The following is an 18,748-nucleotide window of genomic DNA, read 5'->3' as shown; positions in this document are numbered from 1 at the left end:
CGACCGGCTGGACGCCCTGGTCGAGGCGGCCGTGGCCGACGGCGCGGACGACCGGTTCGAGTACTTCGGGCTGCGTACCGTCCACACCCGCTATCTGCTGCGGCACCCGGAAACCCGGCGCCCCATCGAGACCCCGCAGCACTTCCTGCTGCGCGTCGCCTGCGGGCTGGCTGCCGACGAGTCCGCCCGCGCCCTCGAAGAGGTGGCCGAGTTCTACCGGCTCACCAGCTCCCTGGCCTATCTGCCCTCCTCCCCCACCCTGTTCAACTCCGGTACGCGCCACCCGCAGATGTCGTCCTGCTATCTGCTCGACTCGCCCAAGGACGAGCTGGACTCGATCTACGAGCGCTATCGGCAGGTCGCCAGGCTCTCCAAGCACGCGGGCGGTATCGGTCTGTCCTACTCCCGCGTCCGTTCCCGCGGGGCGCTGATCCGGGGGACGAACGGCCACTCGAACGGCATCGTGCCGTTCCTGCGGACGCTGGACGCCTCGGTCGCCGCGGTCAACCAGGGCGGCCGGCGCAAGGGCGCGGCCTGCGTCTATCTGGAGACGTGGCACGCGGACATCGAGGAGTTCCTGGAACTGCGCGACAACACGGGTGAGGACGCGCGCCGTACGCACAACCTCAACCTGGCGCACTGGATCCCCGACGAGTTCATGCGCCGTGTGGAGACGGACGATCAGTGGTCGCTCTTCTCGCCGTCCGACGTGCCGGAACTGGCCGATCTGTGGGGTGAGGAGTTCGACGCGGCCTACCGGCGCGCCGAGGCCGAGCAGCGCGCCGTCAAGCGGCTGCCCGCACGCCAGTTGTACGGCGCGATGATGCGCACCCTCGCGCAGACCGGCAACGGCTGGATGACGTTCAAGGACACCAGCAACCGCACCTCCAACCAGACCGCCGACCCGGGCCGCATCGTGCACTCCTCGAACCTGTGCACGGAGATCCTGGAGGTCACGGACGACGGCGAGACCGCCGTGTGCAATCTCGGCTCCGTCAATCTGGCCGCACACCTGGGAGCGGACGGACAGCCGGACTGGGAGCGGCTGGATGCCACGGTCCGTACGGCGGTGACGTTCCTGGACCGCGTGGTGGACATCAACTACTACCCGACCGGCCAGGCGGCGGCCTCCAACTCCCGCTGGCGTCCGGTGGGTCTGGGGGTGATGGGCCTGCAGGACGTCTTCTTCCGCCTCGGGCTGCCGTTCGACTCGGACGAGGCGCGTGAGCTGTCCACCCGGATCGCCGAGCGGATCATGCTCGCCGCGTACGAGACGTCGGCCGAGCTGGCCGACCGGCACGGCCCGCTGCCGGCCTGGGAGTCGACCCGTACGGCCCGCGGCGTGCTGCACCCCGACCACTATCCGCAGGCGGGCGAAGGGCACGCCTGGCCGCAGCGGTGGGCGGCGCTGCGGGAGCGTGTCGCCCGGACCGGAATGCGCAACTCCCTGCTGCTGGCGATCGCGCCGACGGCGACCATCGCCTCCATCGCGGGTGTGTACGAGTGCATCGAGCCGCAGGTCTCCAACCTGTTCAAGCGCGAGACGCTCAGCGGCGAATTCCTCCAGGTGAACACCTATCTGGTGGCGGAGCTGAAGCGGTTGGGGCTGTGGGACGCGCGGGCCAGGGAGGCACTGCGCCAGGCCAACGGCTCGGTGCAGGAGCTGGCGTGGGTGCCGGCGCACGTACGCGCGCTGTACCGCACGGCCTGGGAGATCCCGCAGCGCGCCCTGATCGACATGGCCGCCGCCCGCACCCCGTACCTGGACCAGAGCCAGTCGCTGAACCTGTTCCTGTCCTCCCCCACCATCGGGAAGCTCAGCTCGATGTACGCCTACGCCTGGAAGCGCGGCATCAAGACCACGTACTACCTGCGCTCCCGGCCCGCCACGCGCATCGCGCAGGCGGCGACCAGCCCCTCCCCGCAGGCGAAGGACGACGAGGCCGTCGCCTGCTCCCTGGAAAACCCCGAGACCTGCGAGGCATGCCAGTGATGACGCCGCCGCCCACTTCCGCGAAGAACCTGCTCGACCCGGGCTTCGAACTGACCCTGCGCCCGATGCGCTATCCGCACTTCTACGAGCGCTACCGCGACGCGATCAAGAACACCTGGACCGTGGAGGAGGTCGATCTCCACTCCGACGTCGCCGATCTGGCCAAGCTCACCCCGGGCGAACAGCACATGATCAGCCGCCTGGTGGCGTTCTTCGCCACCGGCGACTCGATCGTCGCCAACAACCTCGTGTTGACGCTCTACAAACACATCAACTCCCCCGAGGCGCGGCTGTATCTGTCCCGGCAGCTGTTCGAGGAGGCCGTGCACGTCCAGTTCTATCTGACGCTGCTGGACACCTATCTGCCCGACCACGACGAGCGGGCCGCGGCGTTCGCGGCGGTGGAGAACATCCCCTCCATCCGGGAGAAGGCCCAGTTCTGCTTCCGCTGGATGGATGCGACAGAAGAGATCGACAAGCTGGAGTCACGCTCCGACAGGCGCCGCTTCCTGCTCAACCTGATCTGCTTCGCCGCCTGCATCGAGGGGCTGTTCTTCTACGGCGCGTTCGCCTACGTCTACTGGTTCCGTTCGCGCGGCCTGCTGCACGGACTGGCCACGGGCACCAACTGGGTGTTCCGCGACGAGTCGATGCACATGTCCTTCGCGTTCGACGTGGTGGACACCGTGCGGGAGGAGGAGCCCGAGCTCTTCGACGCGGAGCTGGAGAAGCAGGTGGTGGCGATGCTGGAGGAGGCCGTCGAGGCGGAGCTCCAGTTCGCACGCGATCTGTGCGGTGAGGGGCTGCCCGGGATGAACACCGAGTCCATGCGCCAGTACCTCCAGGCGGTCGCCGACCAGCGGCTGCGCCGGCTCGGCTTCGCCGAACGCTACGGGGCGAGCAACCCGTTCTCGTTCATGGAGCTCCAGAACGTCCAGGAGCTGACCAACTTCTTCGAACGCCGGGCGTCGGCCTACCAGGTCGCGGTGGAGGGCTCGGTCTCCCTCGACGACGACTTCTGACCGCCCCGTCCCCGTCGTCCCTACGGGCGACGGGGACGTTCGAGGTGCGGCCCGGGCCTGGCCCGCACGAGCGGTGGGGGCCCCTGGCTTCTACTCGTTGGGAACCGTCTCGTAGCGGGGCGTGCCCTCGGCCATCTGCTTGAGCACGTCCTTGCGCTCCCGCTTGGAGAGCCGGTCGATGTACAGATACCCGTAAAGGTGATCTGTCTCGTGCTGCAGACACCGTGCGAAGTACCCGGTGCCCTGCACCACGATCGGCTTGCCCTGCGCGTCCTGGCCGCGCACCACGGCGTAGTCCGGCCGCGCGAGCGGGTGGTAGGCACCGGGCACGGACAGGCAGCCCTCGCTGCCGTCGTCCAGTACCCGCCGCTCGGCCGGGAGCTGTTCGAGCACCGGATTGCAGACGACGCCCACGTGCCGCACGCCCTCGTCGTCGTAGCAGTCGTAGACGAAGACCTTCAGATCGACGCCGATCTGGTTGGCGGCGATACCGACCCCTTCGGCGGCGCGCTGGCTGGCGAACATGTCGTCGATCAGCTCGGCCAGCCCGTCGTCGAACTCCGTCACGTCCTTGCACTCCCGGTGCAGCACCGGGTTGCCGACGACGGTGATGGGCCGCGCCGTACCCCGGGCGGTGTGGGCCTCCTCGCGGGCTGCCGCGTCCGTCACGTCGTCGACGAACTCGCCCTCGGCGGTGGCGGCCGACTCCGCCGTCGTTTCCTGCTGCTGCGCCATGCCGTCGTACGCCTTCCTGCGACCCGTTGACCGTGAACCGGTGAGAGCTGAGATCCGCCGTCGGTACGGCTGAGCGCCGTGCCGGAACAGCCGAGGACCGTGATGACTCGCCCTACAGGGTACGGGCCCTCCGCCGGAGGCTCAGCAGACCTCCTCCAGATCCCGCCACTCACGGGTGTCGGGACTGTCTGCGACCCAGCCGTCCAGCAGCCCGCGCACCAGCGCGGCAGGTGCCGCCAGCCCGCACTCGCGCTCGGGGACCCACAGCTCACCGGGTCCGCCCTGCGTCATATGGCCCAGCGGCCCGGGATGGCCGGGCGAACTGTGGTCGTGCGGGTCCAGATGCACGGTGCCGTCGCCCTCGTCGGCGGGCATGGCGCTCTCCGAGCAGGCACGGCACAGCAGCCGCACCGAGGAGGACCAGTCCTCGGCGGCGAACCCGGCGTCTGCCGCCAGCCGCTCCAGCGCGTCCCGGTCGCTCTCCGTGGCGGCCTCCAGCAGCACCACCCAGGTGGGTACCGGGGAGGGGGCCCACAGCTCGATCTCGTCGAACACCGGGTAGGAGGGCCCCGCAGCCGTGGTGCGCTCGCCGTGCGGAACGCCGTCGTGCAGCACGACCTCGCCCCAGCGGCGCCCCGAGGAAGGCAGCGGAATGCTCTGGATCTCCATGCGGGCCGGGTCGATACGGCGGCCCCACACGACCTCCGCCTCACCCTCCGGGGAGAGCCGCACCGCGGCACTGCCCAGCTGCATACCGGTGGGCTCCTCGGCCGCGGCAGCGCCGTGCGAGGGCCCGGGCACGTGCAGCCCGTACGCCTGCCAGGCCCGGCGCGCCAGGGGCCAGTCCTGCAGCGCGGTGGCCGCGATGCCCACGTTCCACCAGTCGGGCGCCCCGGTCTCCCGGTCCAGCAGCGCCACGGCACGCAGACCCGCCGTACGCGCCTGCTCCCAGTCGTGCCGGAACTTGTGCAGCAGCGCGAGGTTGAACCAGGACTCCGAGAGCCACGGCTCCAGGTCGGCGGCACGGGTGAGCAGAGCGCCCGCGTCCTCGTAGCGCCCGTCGCCGATAAGCGTGAACGCACGGTCCGTCGCCTGCCGCCACGAGGCGGAGGGACGGTGCCGCACCTTGCCGAAGATCCTCACTGCGCTCCCGCCGATCCCGCCGTTCCGCCTGTCCTGAGGCCCGGCTCTGCGCCCGGCCTGCTGTCTGCCGATGGGTCCCGTACGCGGAGGGCGCCACGCGCCCTCCCCCGGCCTTCGGCCGGAGGTGTCTCCACGCCTGTCGCGGTTCCCCCCTTCGCATCCAACCATGCCCGCTCGGGTGCTCGCTCATTACCCGTGCGTCAGACCTCCGCAGCCCGGGCCACCACCCGTGACAGCGCCTCCACCACGCGTGGTTCGTGGTCACGCCCGGTGGCGGTACGCAGTGCGCGCAGAGCCTGCTCGCGCGCCGCGGCGTCCGCCGTGTGACTGCCCGCGAGGAGGTCGTCGTACGCGTTGACCGTACGGAGGACACGAGCGGTCACCGACTGTTCGCGGTACGGGTCCGCCTGGGCCTCCACCGCGGACGCCACCCGCCAGCGGACGCCGGCCTGCCGGAGCACCGCGCCGCCGAGCAGCGCGATACGGCGCTGTCTGCCCGGTTCCAGTGCCGTCGTGGCACCACCGGGCACCGGCTCGGCCAGCGAGAGCTGCCCCACGTCGTGCGTGAGGGCCGCGTACTCCAGCGCGGTGAGCTCCCCGCCCGCCAGCCCCAGCTCGCGCCCCACCGCACGGCTGAGCTCCGCCACGCGGCGCGCATGCCCGTGCGGCGTGCAACCGGCCACCTCGGGGGCGCGTGCGAGGGAGGCGAGGGTGCGCCGGTGGGTCGCCCGTACGGAGGCGCGACGGCACAGGGCGAACTGCATGACGAGCAGCGGCGCGCAACACAGCGGCAGCGCCCACAGCCCGGCCACGGCCACGGCCAGCGCGAGCAGCACGGCGGTGGCGGCGAGGGCGGGCACGGTGCCGAGGCGGGCGAGCAACTCCTCCCGCACCGCCCGCCCGTAGCTCCCCTCGGAGCCCAGCGCGGCGGTGGCGGCGGCGAGCAGGGCGTCGAGACACCCGACACACAGTGCCAGGGCCAGCAGACACAGCGTGAACAGCCCGCCGGGCTCGACGGTACGGCCCAACCAGCCCGACCCGTACAGCGCTTGGCCGCACACTGCGGCACCTCCCACTCCGAGCGCCAGCCGGGCGGGTGCCTGGGGCGGGGGAGCCTGGCCCAGCGCGACATGCGGAGTCAGCCCGACGAGGGTGCCGACGAGGGCCACCGCGACGGCCTGTGCCACGCCGTGCCCCGCCGGGGTGCCGCCCACCTGGCCGCAGAGCGCGTAGCCGAGCGCCCCGGCGCCGGACAGCAGCCCTGTGGTGCGTACGCCCGCGCGGTCTTCGGACAGCCGTACGCGGGCCAACTCCCCCACGGCGACGACCAGTCCGAACGCCAGCGCCACTCCGGGCCGGGTCACCCCGCGCCACAGGACGATGCCCAGCGCGGCGCCGGCCACCAGCACGGCCGCCCCGTAGGCGGCGGCGACCAGCCGTGCGGCCGTCCGCCGCGTCATACCGCGACGCCGCTGCCGGCCGCCGCCCCGGCCGCTCGATCCGCGCCCCGATCCGCCTCGCGGTGTGCTTCCGGGGCCGAGGGCGGCTCCTGGCAGGGGTCGGGAACCTCGGCGAACGGCCAGCCGTGGCGGCGCAGCGCGCGGGTGAGGGCCGCGACCATCCGGGGGTCGAACTGCGTGCCCGCGCACCGCTCCAACTCCTCCAGGGCCGCCGCGACAGGCCGGCCGGGGCGGTAGCAGCGGGTGGAGGTCATCGCGTCGAACGCGTCGGCCACGGCCACGATCCGCGCCGCCTCCGGGATCTGCTCCCCGGCCAGCCCGCGCGGATAGCCGGTGCCGTCCATCCGCTCGTGGTGGTGGAGAACCGCCGCGCGGGCCTCACCCAGGAAGTCGAGTCCGCGTACGATCTCGGCCCCGTGCTCGGGGTGCTGTTCCATGACGCGGCGCTCGGCGGGGGTGAGCGGGCCCGCTTTGCGCAACAGCCGGGCGGGAACGCCGAGTTTTCCGACGTCGTGCAGGATTCCCGCGCAGCGCAGCGTCTCGGTCCGCTCCTCGTCCAGACCCAGCTCGCGGGCGATCAGCACGGCTGCGAGGCCGACCCGTTCGCCGTGGCCCCGGGTGTAGCGGTCCTTGATCTGCACGGCCTGGGAGAGCGCCTGTACGGCGGCCTGCCGGGCCGGATGTTCGGGGCGGTGCCGCCGCAGGCTCCACCAGGCGAGCCAGACGGGTCCCACCGCGAGCAGCGCGGCGAGCGCCCCGTAGGCGCTGCGCCACAGGACGACCGCAACGGGCACGGTCAGCGCGCACGTCACAGCGAGCGCCGTGCGGCTCTCCTCCGGCGCGCTCTCCCCCAGCCTCCGACCGCGGGGTGCTCCCCGTCCAGCGGCTGCTGCCGTCGCGGCTGCGGCCGCCTGCCCCACCCGTCCCGCCGGCTTGGCCGTCGCTGCTGTTCGGGCTGTTGCCGCAGTTGGCGGCGTCGGTGCCGTCGTCGGTGCTGCCGCGGTCGCCGCCGGTCCCACCGCTCCGCCCGTTTCGGCCGTACGCATCGTGAGCCGCATCGCGAGCCTCCTCCCCACCTCTCACGTGGCGGGGAGACTAGGAGCAGCGTGCGGACCGGTTGGCGGCCTTCGGGCGCGTTCCCCCGTACGAGACGGCAGGTACTCACCCGAAGGAAGGAGAAAAGGAGGAACCGCCGGCGGTTGTGCGCCCGATGCGCATCAACGGGTCAGGCGGGGTTCTTGTCGTCCTCGGAGCCGACGGCGTCGACGGTCTCCATCTCGGGGGCATCGGCGGTCCCGGATCCGGCGGCGGAACGCACGCCCTCGGCCGAGGCTCCGTCCGCGTCCGCGTCCGCATCCTCGGGGGCCTGGCCCTGCCGGATCACCTCGATCCGGCCCATCACCTTGGCCCGCAGGTCCGACGGGACGTCGTCGTGCCCGCAGCAGCGCTTGACGAGTTTCTTCACCTCGCGCTCCAGCCCGTACTTCTCGAAGCAGGGCGAGCACTCGTCGAAGTGCTCCTTGAACTTGGCGCAGTCGCCCTCGGGCATCTCCCGGTCGAGGTACTCGTAGAGGTGGTCGAGGACCTCAGAGCAGTCCGTCTCGTGCGGCTCTCCGCAACTCATGAGCCCGAGCCTTTCCGGTCTTGCGACCCGTCCGCCGCGGCACCGGCCGGGACCAGGCCGCGCTCTTGCGCATAGCCTTCCAGCATCTCCCGAAGCTGGCGCCGCCCACGGTGCAGACGGGACATCACCGTACCGATGGGTGTCCCCATGATGTCGGCGATCTCCTTGTACGCAAAGCCCTCGACGTCGGCGAGGTAGACGGCGATGCGGAACTCCTCGGGGATGGCCTGGAGTGCTTCCTTCACATCGGAGTCCGGCAGGTGGTCGAGCGCCTGCGCCTCGGCCGAGCGCAGCCCGGTCGACATGTGCGACTCGGCGCGCGCCAGCTGCCAGTCCTCGATCTCCTCCGCGGCGCTGCGCTGGGGCTCGCGCTGCTTCTTGCGGTAGGAGTTGATGAAGGTGTTCGTCAGGATGCGGTACAGCCACGCCTTGAGGTTGGTGCCCTCACGGAACTGGTGGAAGGACGCGTACGCCTTCGCGTAGGTCTCCTGCACAAGGTCCTCGGCGTCGGCCGGGTTCCGCGTCATGCGCAGCGCCGCGGAATACATCTGGTCGAGGAAAGCGAGCGCGTCCCGCTCGAAGCGCGCACTGCGCTGCTCCTCGGTCTCCGACGCCTGTGTCTCCTGCTGTGCGCTTGAGCCGCCTTCGGTCCCGGTGACCGGACCCACCTCCTCCAACGTCGTGGCGAGCCCGAACGAGGACCCGCTCGAATCGGAGAATAGACGACGATCGCCACCGCCCGCCGCTTGAATCTTCACGCCTGAGGACAATGCCATGGTGGCCCAGTCCAGGTCAGCGGCCCGCGGACGCTGGGGGCAAGCGACGGAACCCATCTGGGCGGCTCCCTTTCCTTCGGCTGGAGAGGTGTGGATGCATCTCACATTCGTCTCCGGTCGCGGATCACCTCCGCAGCCGGATACCGGGTTCAACCACCGGATCCCGCCGATCATTCCCGATCCGCCACCGGTCTTCCGGCACCGGCCTTCCGGCACCCGTCTTCCGCCCCGCGGACGTTCTCACCCGCCGGCGAGCCACCGGGTGACGGCGCCGGTGACCACGCCCATCGCCTCCTCCTCGGTCAGCGCGGCCGACTTCGGCAGCGCGAAGCCGTGGTCGGCGTAGGGCACCTCCACCAGGCTGGTGCCTTCCGGGAACTCGGCGGGTCGCCCGAACGGGTCGCGCCCACCCTGGACGACCAGCACCGGCAGCCCGACCCCGGCCAGCTCGTCGGCGCGGGACTTCTCCGGCTTGCCCGGCGGATGCAGCGGGAACGACAGCGCGAGCACCGCCTGTGCGCCCAGCTCCCGAGCCGTACGGCAGGCGACGCGGGCGCCCGCGCTGCGCCCTCCCGCGACCACCGGCAGCCCCGGCAGCGTCAGTGCGGGCCACAGGGCGCTCCAGGCGGCGTCCAGCGTCCGGGGGGCCGGTGCCACCTTCTTGCCCGCCACCCGCCAGGGCTGCTCCACCAGTGCCACGGTGACGCCCTCGGCGGGCAGCGCCGCGGCCAGGGCCCGCAGGTCCCGCGCCTCGATCCCGCCGCCCGCACCGTGCCCCAGGGCCAGCACCGTGTGCGCCTTCCGCCCGGCGGGGTGCCAGGTGATCCGGGCCTCCCCCACGGGTGTGGCCACCTTCTCGACCCGCTGCTTGCCGTCCTGCCCGGCTCCGTCGCCGTCCTTGTGACCGTTCATACGCGCATCGTGCCCCAGAGAAGCGCGCCTCAGAGAAGCACGCCCCAGAGATGCGCGCCCTAGAGATGCGCGCCCTAGAAAAGCGTCTCCTCTTCGGGAGCGGGCAGCTCCTTGAGCAGATGGGGGCCGTTGTTGCGGACGTTGCTGACGTCCGTGGAGACCGGGTGGGCGCGCAGCAGCCCACCCGGGGGCGGGGCCAGCAGTTCGCGCAGCTCCTCGGTGCCGGTGCGGGAGGGGTCCAGCCAGGCGTCCCAGCGGTCGGGGGTGAGCATCAGCGGCATCCGGGGGTGGATGTCGGCCAGCGACCGGGGGCCGCCCTCGCTCAACTCCTCCGCGTTGGCCAGCGGGGTGGTCTCCGCCGCGGTGGTGATGACGGTGCACGTCGTCCACCAGGCCCGCGGATGGTCGTCCGGCAGCGTCTTGTCCCGCCAGAACTCGTACAGCCCGGCCATCGCCATCACCGGCTGCTCGTTCGCGGAGCCGTCGGCCGCGGCCGGAGAGATGAAGTACGGCTGCTTGCGGGGGCGCTTGCGCTTGCCCTCCTGTTCGAGCTTCAGCTCACCCTGTGCGGTGACCCACTCGTAGTAGCCGTCGGCGGGCAGCAGGCAGCGGCGCGCGGCGAACGGGCGCCGGTAGGCGGGCTTCTCGTGCACGGTCTCGGCGCGGGCGTTGATCATCTTGACGCCCATGTCAGGCGTCTTGGCCCACCCCGGCACCAGGCCCCACTTCAGGGTCCGCAGCTGCCGTACGGGCCGATGGTCGTCGCTGCCCTTGACAGGGCGGTCGAGCACCGCGTGCACCTGCTTGGTGGGGGCGACGTTCCAGTCCGGTGCCAGAGCCTCTTCGGGCTCCCACTTCTCCACCTCGAACAGCCGGGCCAAATCCTCGGCCCCCCGGCTCGCTGCATACCGTCCGCACATGCCTGCAAGACTGCCACGGCACGACGGGCCGTCGCCGTGCGTTGACGGACACGGAGGGGACACGCACCCCACAGCAGGCGAGGAGAACACCCCGAACATGGACAACGCGAGCATCACGGACGTGTGGGACCGGGTCGTGGGCAGCCAGCCGGACCCCGAGCAGTGGCTGGTGCTGGTCACCGGCCTCGTCGCACTGCTCGCGGTGGCACCGCACGGGGTGTGGCGCATATCGCGGAACGCGGTCACGATCGCGCACGAGGGCGGGCACGGCCTCATAGCCCTGGTCACCGGTCGCCGGCTGGACGGTATCCGGCTGCACTCGGACACCTCCGGCCTGACGGTCTCGCGCGGCAAGCCGCACGGCATAGGCATGGTGCTGACCGCCGCCGCGGGCTACACCGCTCCCCCGCTGCTGGGTCTGGGCGGCGCCTGGCTGCTGGCCGCCAACCACATCACCGCGCTGCTGTGGGGTGCCACGGCGCTGCTGGTGGCCATGCTGGTGATGATCCGCAACGCCTACGGGGTGCTGACCGTCGTCCTGGCCGGTGGCGCCTTCCTGCTCGTCTCCTGGCTGACCGGTCCCGAGGTGCAGGCGGCGTTCGCCTATGTGGTCGTGTGGTTCCTGCTGCTGGGCGGGGTGCGGCCGGTCTTCGAACTCCAGGGCAAGCGCCGACGGCAGGGGATACGGCGCGGAGCGTTTCGCTCCGGTGGCGCGGTCGCACCGGGCATGCCGGACTCGGACGCCGACCAACTCGCGCGGCTCACCCACGTCCCCGCCGCCGGGTGGCTGTTCCTCTTCCACGCGGTCTCGCTGTGCTCCCTCATCGGCGGCGGACGCTGGCTGCTCGGCCTGTGAGGCGGGTCGACGGTCGCTGATCAGGCCGTACGGCAGCCATTACAGTGGCCCCATGACCGACCAGCGCACCAGCCCCGCAGACTCCGCACTCTGGCCCGCCCCCTCGGCTCCGGGCCGTATCGAGGCGACCGTCACCGTGCCGGGATCCAAGTCGGTCACCAACCGGGCCCTGGTGCTGGCCGCGCTCTCCTCCGAGCCGGGCTGGCTGCGCCGTCCGCTGCGCTCCCGCGACACCCTGCTGATGGCCGGCGCGCTGCGCACCATGGGCGTGCAGATCGAGGAGACGGTCTCCTCCGCCTCCTCCGCCGTCGCGGACCACGGCGAGCACCCCGCCGGCGGGCGCCCCGGCGGCGAGGCGTGGCGGGTCATCCCGACCACGCTGCGCGGCCCGGCGACGGTGGACGTCGGCAACGCGGGCACCGTGATGCGCTTCCTGCCCCCGCTGGCGGCACTGGCCGAGGGCCCGATCCGGTTCGACGGCGACCCCCGCTCCTACGAGCGCCCTCTGCACGGCGTCATCGACGCTCTGCGTACGCTCGGCGCGCGGGTCGAGGACGAGGGGCGCGGCGCGCTGCCGATGACGGTGCACGGCAACGGCTCGCTGGCGGGCGGCCCGGTCGAGATCGACGCCTCCTCCTCCAGCCAGTTCGTGAGCGCACTGCTGCTGTCCGGTCCGGGCTTCAACCAGGGCGTCGAGGTCCGTCACACCGGCCGCACGCTGCCCTCCATGCCGCACATCCGGATGACGGTCGACATGCTGCGCGCCGCGGGCGCCCAGGTGGACGCGCCCGAGGACGGCGGAGCACCGAACGTGTGGCGGGTGACGCCCGGCGCGCTGCTGGGCCGGGACCTGACCATCGAACCGGACCTGTCCAACGCGCAGCCCTTCCTCGCCGCCGCGCTGGTCACCGGCGGCCGGGTCACCGTCCCCGACTGGCCCGAACACACCACACAGCCCGGTGACGCACTGCGCGAGATCTTCACCGCCATGGGCGGTTCCTGCGTGCTGGACGAGCGCGGTCTCACCTTCACCGGCAGCGGCCGCATCCACGGCATCGACATCGATCTGGGCGAGGTGGGCGAGCTGACGCCGGGCATCGCCGCCGTGGCGGCGCTGGCGGAGGGCGAGTCGGTGCTGCGCGGCGTCGGTCATCTGCGGCTGCACGAGACGGACCGGCTGGCGGCGCTGGTGAAGGAGATCAACGGCCTGGGCGGCGATGTCACCGAGACCGAGGACGGTCTGCGGATCCGGCCCCGCGCGCTGCACGGCGGTGTCTTCCACACCTACGACGACCACCGGCTGGCCACGGCGGGTGCGGTGCTCGGCCTGGCGGTCGAGGGCGTCGAGGTGGAGAACGTCGCGACGACGTACAAGACCCTGCCCGACTTCCCGCAGATGTGGGACGAGATGCTCGGCCTTCCGGCAGCAGCCGGAGCCGGGGCCGGAACCCGAGCCGGAGAGAGAGCCTGAGAGGGCGCCCGCGATGCGCCGCTACGGCAAGCACACCGACGAGGACGACATCCGCGTCCGTCCCTCCCGCCGCGGCACCCGCCCGCGTACCCACACCCGGCCCAAGCACGAGGACGCGGCCGAGGGCCTGGTGCTGACCGTCGACCGGGGCCGGCTGACCTGTCTGGTGGAGGGCCGCACGATCACCGCGATGAAGGCCCGCGAGCTGGGCCGCAAGGCCGTGGTGGTGGGTGACCGGGTGGCCGTCGTCGGCGATCTGACCGGTGCCAAGGACACTTTGGCGCGCATCGTGCGGGTGGAGGAGCGCACCTCGGTGCTGCGCAGGACGGCGGACGACAACGACCCGTACGAGCGCGTCATCGTGGCCAACGCCGACCAACTCGCCGTCGTCACGGCGCTGGCCGACCCCGAGCCGCGCCCCCGGCTGATCGACCGCTGCCTGGTCGCCGCCTTCGACGCGGGGCTGGAGCCGCTGCTCGTCCTCACCAAGTCCGATCTGGCGCCTGCCGAGCCGCTGCTGGAGACGTACGCGCCGCTGGGGGTGCGCTACGTCGTCACCAGCAGGGACGACTTCACCCCCGACGGCTCGGGGACCGAGGCCGTCCGCGAGATGATGCGTGGTCAGATCACGGTGTGCGTGGGACACAGCGGCGTCGGCAAGACGACGCTGGTCAACGCGCTGGTGCCGGAGCGGCAGCGCGCCACGGGCGTGGTGAACGCGGTGACCGGGCGCGGTCGGCACACCACGACCTCGGCGCTCGCGCTCCCGCTGCCGCCCTCCCCCGTCGGCGAGGACGGCTGGGTCATCGACACTCCGGGGGTACGCTCCTTCGGGCTGAACCACATTCAGCTCTCGCGCGTCATCCACGCGTTCCCCGATCTGGAGGCGGGCACCGCGGAGTGCCCCCGGGCGTGCAGCCACAACGAGCCGGGCTGCGCGCTGGACCAGTGGGTCGCCGACGGGCACGCCGACCCGGCTCGACTGCACTCGCTGCGCCGCCTGCTGGCCACACGGGAGAGGCGCGAAGGGGACTGATCGCTTCCGTCCGGCCGCCGCTGCATACTGGTTTGCCTGCGCTTGACCTTGCCCCCGGAAGGGGCCCCGGCGGGAGCGACGAGAGGAAGAGCACATGGCGTGGCTGCTGGTGATAGTCGCGGGGTTGCTGGAGACCGGCTTCGCCGTGTGCCTGAAGCTCTCGCACGGCTTCACCCGGCTGTGGCCCACGGTCGCCTTCTGCGCCTTCGCGCTGGGCAGCTTCGGTCTGCTGACCCTCTCGCTGAAGCGGCTGGACGTGGGGCCTGCCTACGCGGTCTGGACGGGGATCGGCGCCGCGGGGACGGCGATCTACGGAATGGTCTTCATGGGCGACGTGGTCTCCGCGCTCAAGCTGGTCTCCATCACACTGGTGATCGTCGGCGTGATAGGGCTGCAGCTGTCCGGCAGTGCGCACTGAGTCGCCGCCTCCGACCGCCGCTGTGCGGGCTTACGCCTGATGGGCCAGCAACGCACGGACGACCTCGTCCACGCGCCCACAGGGCTCCTCGTCCCCGGGCCCCTGCAAAGGGGCGACGACATACGAGAGGGCAACCCGTAACCCCACCTCGTAGGCGCGCTCCACCTCCCCCCGGTCGAAGCCCTCCCGCAGGGGCCCGCCCACAGGCACGCGGCGGGCCTCCTCCAGGCCCGACACCACCCGGCCGTGCAACGCGGCAGCGAGCTTCCCGGGCGCCGTACGGGTCGGCAGCGGCATCCGCGTCTCCAAGCAGCCGGTGAGCGCCGCACCCACGATCGGCTCCGTGCGCGCCGTACGCAGCACCCACTGCGCGGCGGCGGCGCAGCAACCGGCCGGGGCATGGCCGCTGCGGCACGCTTCTGCCGCGGCACGGGCCGCACCGTCCAGGAAGTCCTCGAGCACCCGCTCGACGAGTGCGGCGCCCAGCCCCTCCTTGCTGCCGAACTCGTTGTAGAGCGTCTGCCGTGAGACCCCGGCGGCCGCGGCGACATCGACCATCCGCACGACCGACCAGGGGCGTGACCGCACCGCCACATGGGCGGCGTCCAGCAGGGTCTCGCGTGCAGCAGGCATCGTCGCCTCCACAGACCGACAGCCCGGAGTGCGGCACAGAATTGACGCACCGCCAAGAGGTGTCAATACGCGGCGCACGCGCATGGCCCTGTGGTGGGGGGATTCCTCGCTCGATACTGTTCGGCCATGCTGGACTATCACGATGATCTGCGTCTCGCCCATGTGCTGGCCGACGCCGCCGACGCCGCGACCATGGAGCGGTTCAAGGCTCTCGACCTGAAGGTCGAGACCAAGCCGGACATGACGCCGGTGAGCGAGGCCGACAAGGCGGCCGAGGAGCTGATCCGCACCTCGCTCCAGCGCACCCGGCCGCGGGACGCGGTGCTGGGCGAGGAGTTCGGCACCGAGGGCCACGGGCCGCGCCGCTGGGTGATCGACCCGATCGACGGTACGAAGAACTATGTGCGCGGTGTGCCGGTGTGGGCGACGCTCATCGCCCTGATGGAGATGGGCGAGGGCGGCGACCGGCCGGTCGTCGGCGTCGTCTCGGCCCCCGCGCTCAACCGCCGCTGGTGGGCGGCGAAGGGCGCCGGCGCCTACAGCGGCCGCAGCCTGTCCAAGGCCACCCGGCTGGAGGTGTCCAAGGTCGCCGAGGTGCGGGACGCCTCGTTCGCCTACTCCTCGCTGCACGGCTGGGAGGAGCGCGGCATGCTGGGCGGCTTCATGGACCTGACCCGGGACTGCTGGCGGACCCGCGGCTACGGCGACTTCTGGCCGTACATGATGGTCGCCGAGGGATCGGTGGACATGTGCGCGGAGCCGGAGCTGTCGCTGTGGGACATGGCGGCCAGTGCGGTCATCGTCGAGGAGGCGGGCGGCAGCTTCACCGGGCTCGACGGGAACCCGGGACCGCACAGCGGCAACGCGGCGGCCTCCAACGGCCTGCTGCACGAGGCCCTGCTGAACTATCTGACGGCCTGAATCCGCACTGACACCGGGCGGATCCGACCACTCGTCCGGGTGGTCCGTACACGCGTCCTTGTTGTGGCCTCCCTCACATGTGAACATGAGAATTCGCTCGCTTGTGACCTTGTGAACCACTTCTCGAGCAGCGCCCCGCTCCTCGGGAAGCCGTTCCGCCAAGGAGGTAGCCCCCTCATGCCCGGACACGTCCAGCACGCCATGAGCACCGTGGTCCTCACCATCGGCCCAGCGCACACCCTCCGTCAGGCAGCCCAACTGATGTCGGCCCGCCGGGTCGGCGCCGCCGTCGTCCTCGACCCCGACACCAGCGGGGTCGGCATCCTCACCGAGCGCGACATCCTCGACTCCCTCGGCGCGGGCCAGGACCCGGACCGGGAGCGCGCACACGACCACACCACGACGGATGTGGTCTTCGCCTCGCCCCACTGGACGCTGGACGCGGCGGCGCGGGCCATGACGCGTGGCGGCTTCCGCAATCTGATCGTGCTCGACGAGCGGGAGCCGGTGGGTGTCCTCTCGGTCCGCGACATCGTCCGCAACTGGTCCGACAGCCGCGTCCCGGTGGCGCCTGAGGCGGCGGAGGAACTGGCGGTCTAGCGCGCCCGGCCACCCCGCCGGGCCCCGGAGGGTCCGGCGGCCCACCGGAGGGACCAGGAAGCACCGGAGAGTCCAGGACCCACCGGAGGGACCAGGACGCACCGGAGGGACCGGAGCCCCATGGCGTCCGGTCCCTCCGGGTTCGTACGGCGAGCGGTCGGTCAGCCGCGCAGGGCCTGGACCGCGGCCTCCAGCCGCTTGCCGTAGTCGGGGTCCGCCTTGCGGAAGTTCTCGATCGCGCGCTGGGCGATGTCGTCACGGGAGACCCCCGCGATGGCGTTCGCCAGGTTGTCGATCAGCCGTGCCTTCTCGTCCTCCGACATCAGCCGGTAGAGATTCCCGGCCTGGACGAAGTCGTCGTCCTCGGCGTGCGAGGGAGCCGGGTGCTCCTCGGTGGTGCCGCTGACCGGCAGCGGCTGCCACAGCGCCCGGCCGGTCTCGGACGGCGCGCCGAAGCTGTTCGGCTCGTAGTTCTTCGCCCCGCCGTGCCGGCCGTCGTACATCACACCGTCCCGGCCGTAGGAGCGGGCCTTCGTCGCCTTGGGCTCGTTCACCGGCAGCAGGTCGGCGTTGATGCCGACGCGGTAGCGGTGGGCGTCGCCGTAGGCGAACAGCCGGCCCTGGAGCATCTTGTCCGGGGACGGGCCGATGCCCGGCACGAAGTGGTGCGGGGAGAAGATCGACTGCTCGACCTCGGCGAAGATGTTCCGCGGGTTGCGGTTGAGCTCCAGCTTGCCGAACTCGATCAGCGGGTAGTCCTCGTGCGGCCACACCTTGGTCAGGTCGAACGGGTTGAAGCGGTAGTTCGCCGCCTCGGCCGCGGGCATGATCTGGACGTACGCCGTCCAGGTCGGGTACTCGCCCCGCTCGATGGCCTCGCGCAGGTCGCGCTGGTGGCTGTCGGGGTCCTTGCCCGCCAGGACCTCGGCCTCCTGGGCCGTCAGGTTCTTGATGCCCTGGTCGGTCTTGAAGTGGTACTTGACCCAGAAGACCTCGCCGGCCTCGTTGGTCCACTGGAAGGTGTGCGACCCGAAGCCGTCCATGTGCCGGTAGGACGCCGGGATGCCCCGGTCGCCGAACAGCCAGGTCACCTGGTGGGTCGACTCGGGCGACAGGCCCCAGAAGTCGAAGACGTTGTCGGGCTCCTGCGAGCCGGTGTACGGGTCGCGCTTCTGGGTGTGGATGAAGTCGGGGAACTTGATGGCGTCCTTGATGAAGAACACCGGCGTGTTGTTCCCGACCAGGTCGTAGTTGCCCTCTTCGGTGTAGAACTTCAGCGCGAAGCCGCGGGGGTCGCGCACCGCGTCCGCCGCACCGAGGTTGCCCGCCACCGTGGAGAAGCGCAGGAAGGCTTCGGTCTCCTTGCCGATCTCGGAGAGGAACTTCGCCCGGGTGTACTTGGTCACATCAGCGGTGACGGTGAACTTGCCGTACGCGCCCGCGCCCCGGGCGTGCACGATGCGCTCCGGGATGCGCTCGCGGTTGAAGTGGGCCAGCTTCTCCAGCAGGTGCTGGTCCTGAACGAGCACAGGGCCGCCCGCGCCGGCGGTCTGGCTGTTCTGGTTGTCCGCGACCGGAGCACCGGCTTCCGTCGTCATGGGTCCGGCCGTCTCGTCCTGCACGGTCACGTGCGCCTCCTGTGCTTCACATCTGTCCTGTGGGCCAACCGTTCGCCACTCTACATTGGACTTTGTCTAAGTCAAGAAGGGGCCGAAGTTCATACGCGTTCTGCTCATGGACATACCACTGCTAGGCTGGAGGCATGAGTGACCTGCTGGAACGGCTCCGTGATCGCGGTTGGCGACTCACCGCACAGCGGCGCGTCGTCGCCGAGGTGCTCGACGGCGACCATGTGCACTACACGGCGGACGAGGTCCACGCCCGCGCGGCGGACCGCCTGCCGGAGATCGCCCGTGCGACCGTCTACAACACGCTGAGCGAGCTGGTCGCTCTCGGGGAAGTGCTCGAGGTGAGCACCGACGGCCGCGCCAAGCGCTACGACCCGAACGCCCGCCACACCCATCAGCACCTGGTCTGCTCCCGCTGCGGGACGATCCGCGACGTCCATCCCACGGGCGACCCGCTGGCGGCCCTGCCGGAGCAGGAGCGCTACGGCTTCGCCATCGCCGAGGCCACCGTCACCTACCGGGGCGTCTGCCCGAACTGTCACGACTCCTGAACGCCTGCCGCGCCTCGGCGCGGAACCGCGAGACGGCCCGCACCCCCTG

At 71.5% G+C, this 18,748-nt stretch carries 18 protein-coding genes and 1 pseudogene; 9 read left to right on the top strand and 10 right to left on the bottom strand.

The genetic code is table 11. The features are described from left to right. Positions 1-1,993: ribonucleoside-diphosphate reductase subunit alpha (locus tag KBY19_RS32145; protein WP_210967249.1), on the top strand; the 1,993-nt coding region annotated here is incomplete at its 5' end. After that, positions 1,984-3,015, top strand: a complete 1,032-nt coding sequence (locus KBY19_RS32140; protein WP_099884016.1) for a ribonucleotide-diphosphate reductase subunit beta — start codon at positions 1,984-1,986, stop codon at positions 3,013-3,015. The genes KBY19_RS32145 and KBY19_RS32140, both read left to right, overlap by 10 nt. A gap of 90 nt (positions 3,016-3,105) precedes the next feature. Here the strand turns inward: KBY19_RS32140 and def are convergent, their stop codons facing one another. The 8 genes and pseudogenes from def to KBY19_RS32100 form a co-directional block, all read right to left on the bottom strand. Next, positions 3,106-3,750, bottom strand: a complete 645-nt coding sequence (gene def / locus KBY19_RS32135) for a peptide deformylase (RefSeq protein ID WP_099884014.1) — start codon at positions 3,748-3,750, stop codon at positions 3,106-3,108. Positions 3,751-3,891: 141 nt separating this feature from the next. After that, entirely contained in the window at positions 3,892-4,893 is a 1,002-nt protein-coding gene (locus KBY19_RS32130) for a hypothetical protein (RefSeq protein ID WP_099884012.1), read from the bottom strand. A gap of 200 nt (positions 4,894-5,093) precedes the next feature. Further along, positions 5,094-6,353, bottom strand: a complete 1,260-nt coding sequence (locus tag KBY19_RS32125) for an HD-GYP domain-containing protein (protein WP_099884010.1) — start codon at positions 6,351-6,353, stop codon at positions 5,094-5,096. 119 nt (positions 6,354-6,472) lie between these two features. After that, positions 6,473-7,132: pseudogene (locus tag KBY19_RS32120) on the bottom strand (HD-GYP domain-containing protein); the annotation flags it as partial. A gap of 446 nt (positions 7,133-7,578) precedes the next feature. After that, positions 7,579-7,977, bottom strand: coding sequence for a mycothiol system anti-sigma-R factor (gene rsrA, locus KBY19_RS32115; protein WP_210957342.1), 399 nt, complete (start codon positions 7,975-7,977; stop codon positions 7,579-7,581). Then, positions 7,974-8,810 (bottom strand): sigma-70 family RNA polymerase sigma factor, encoded by an 837-nt coding sequence (locus KBY19_RS32110; RefSeq protein WP_099884006.1) that lies wholly within the window; start codon positions 8,808-8,810, stop codon positions 7,974-7,976. Before KBY19_RS32110 ends, rsrA begins: the two co-directional genes overlap by 4 nt. A 183-nt stretch (positions 8,811-8,993) precedes the next feature. Then, positions 8,994-9,665 (bottom strand): alpha/beta family hydrolase, encoded by a 672-nt coding sequence (locus tag KBY19_RS32105; protein WP_099884004.1) that lies wholly within the window; start codon positions 9,663-9,665, stop codon positions 8,994-8,996. A gap of 74 nt (positions 9,666-9,739) precedes the next feature. Then, complete coding sequence (locus tag KBY19_RS32100; RefSeq protein ID WP_210957341.1) at positions 9,740-10,585, bottom strand: SOS response-associated peptidase; 846 nt, start codon at positions 10,583-10,585, stop codon at positions 9,740-9,742. Positions 10,586-10,682: 97 nt separating this feature from the next. Between KBY19_RS32100 and KBY19_RS32095 the strand changes: the two genes are divergently transcribed. From KBY19_RS32095 to KBY19_RS32080, 4 genes are all read left to right on the top strand, one after another. Beyond that, positions 10,683-11,441 (top strand): M50 family metallopeptidase, encoded by a 759-nt coding sequence (locus tag KBY19_RS32095; protein WP_099884000.1) that lies wholly within the window; start codon positions 10,683-10,685, stop codon positions 11,439-11,441. A gap of 52 nt (positions 11,442-11,493) precedes the next feature. Then, positions 11,494-12,912 (top strand): 3-phosphoshikimate 1-carboxyvinyltransferase, encoded by a 1,419-nt coding sequence (gene aroA / locus KBY19_RS32090; RefSeq protein ID WP_099883998.1) that lies wholly within the window; start codon positions 11,494-11,496, stop codon positions 12,910-12,912. Between the two features lie 13 nt (positions 12,913-12,925). Beyond that, a complete protein-coding gene (rsgA, locus tag KBY19_RS32085; protein ID WP_185018086.1) occupies positions 12,926-13,948 on the top strand; it encodes a ribosome small subunit-dependent GTPase A in 1,023 nt (340 codons plus the stop codon). A gap of 94 nt (positions 13,949-14,042) precedes the next feature. Continuing rightward, positions 14,043-14,366: a multidrug efflux SMR transporter gene (locus tag KBY19_RS32080; protein ID WP_099883994.1), complete on the top strand. Its 324-nt coding sequence runs from the start codon at positions 14,043-14,045 to the stop codon at positions 14,364-14,366. A gap of 30 nt (positions 14,367-14,396) precedes the next feature. Here KBY19_RS32080 and KBY19_RS32075 read toward each other — a convergent pair whose 3' ends face one another. Further along, positions 14,397-14,999 carry a TetR/AcrR family transcriptional regulator gene (locus KBY19_RS32075; protein ID WP_099883992.1) on the bottom strand — a complete coding sequence of 201 codons (603 nt, stop codon included), beginning with the start codon at positions 14,997-14,999 and terminating at the stop codon, positions 14,397-14,399. A gap of 126 nt (positions 15,000-15,125) precedes the next feature. Here KBY19_RS32075 and hisN point away from each other — a divergent pair, with 126 nt between their 5' ends. Together hisN and KBY19_RS32065 are read left to right on the top strand one after the other, a co-directional pair. Then, on the top strand, positions 15,126-15,920 hold the full coding sequence (gene hisN, locus KBY19_RS32070; protein WP_099883990.1) for a histidinol-phosphatase: 795 nt from the start codon (positions 15,126-15,128) through the stop codon (positions 15,918-15,920). 177 nt (positions 15,921-16,097) lie between these two features. Next, positions 16,098-16,520: a cyclic nucleotide-binding/CBS domain-containing protein gene (locus KBY19_RS32065; RefSeq protein ID WP_210967248.1), complete on the top strand. Its 423-nt coding sequence runs from the start codon at positions 16,098-16,100 to the stop codon at positions 16,518-16,520. Between the two features lie 161 nt (positions 16,521-16,681). Here the strand turns inward: KBY19_RS32065 and KBY19_RS32060 are convergent, their stop codons facing one another. Then, positions 16,682-18,118 carry a catalase gene (locus KBY19_RS32060; RefSeq protein ID WP_180289946.1) on the bottom strand — a complete coding sequence of 479 codons (1,437 nt, stop codon included), beginning with the start codon at positions 18,116-18,118 and terminating at the stop codon, positions 16,682-16,684. A 164-nt stretch (positions 18,119-18,282) separates the two neighbouring features. Here KBY19_RS32060 and KBY19_RS32055 point away from each other — a divergent pair, with 164 nt between their 5' ends. After that, complete coding sequence (locus tag KBY19_RS32055) at positions 18,283-18,699, top strand: Fur family transcriptional regulator (protein ID WP_099883984.1); 417 nt, start codon at positions 18,283-18,285, stop codon at positions 18,697-18,699. Positions 18,700-18,748 lie beyond the last annotated feature (49 nt).

The sequence above is a fragment of the Streptomyces sp. B15 genome, from assembly GCF_018070605.1.
Taxonomy (GTDB): domain Bacteria; phylum Actinomycetota; class Actinomycetes; order Streptomycetales; family Streptomycetaceae; genus Streptomyces; species Streptomyces smyrnaeus.
Note: the sequence above shows the minus strand (reverse complement) of the source record. Positions and strands in the feature narration are given on the sequence as shown.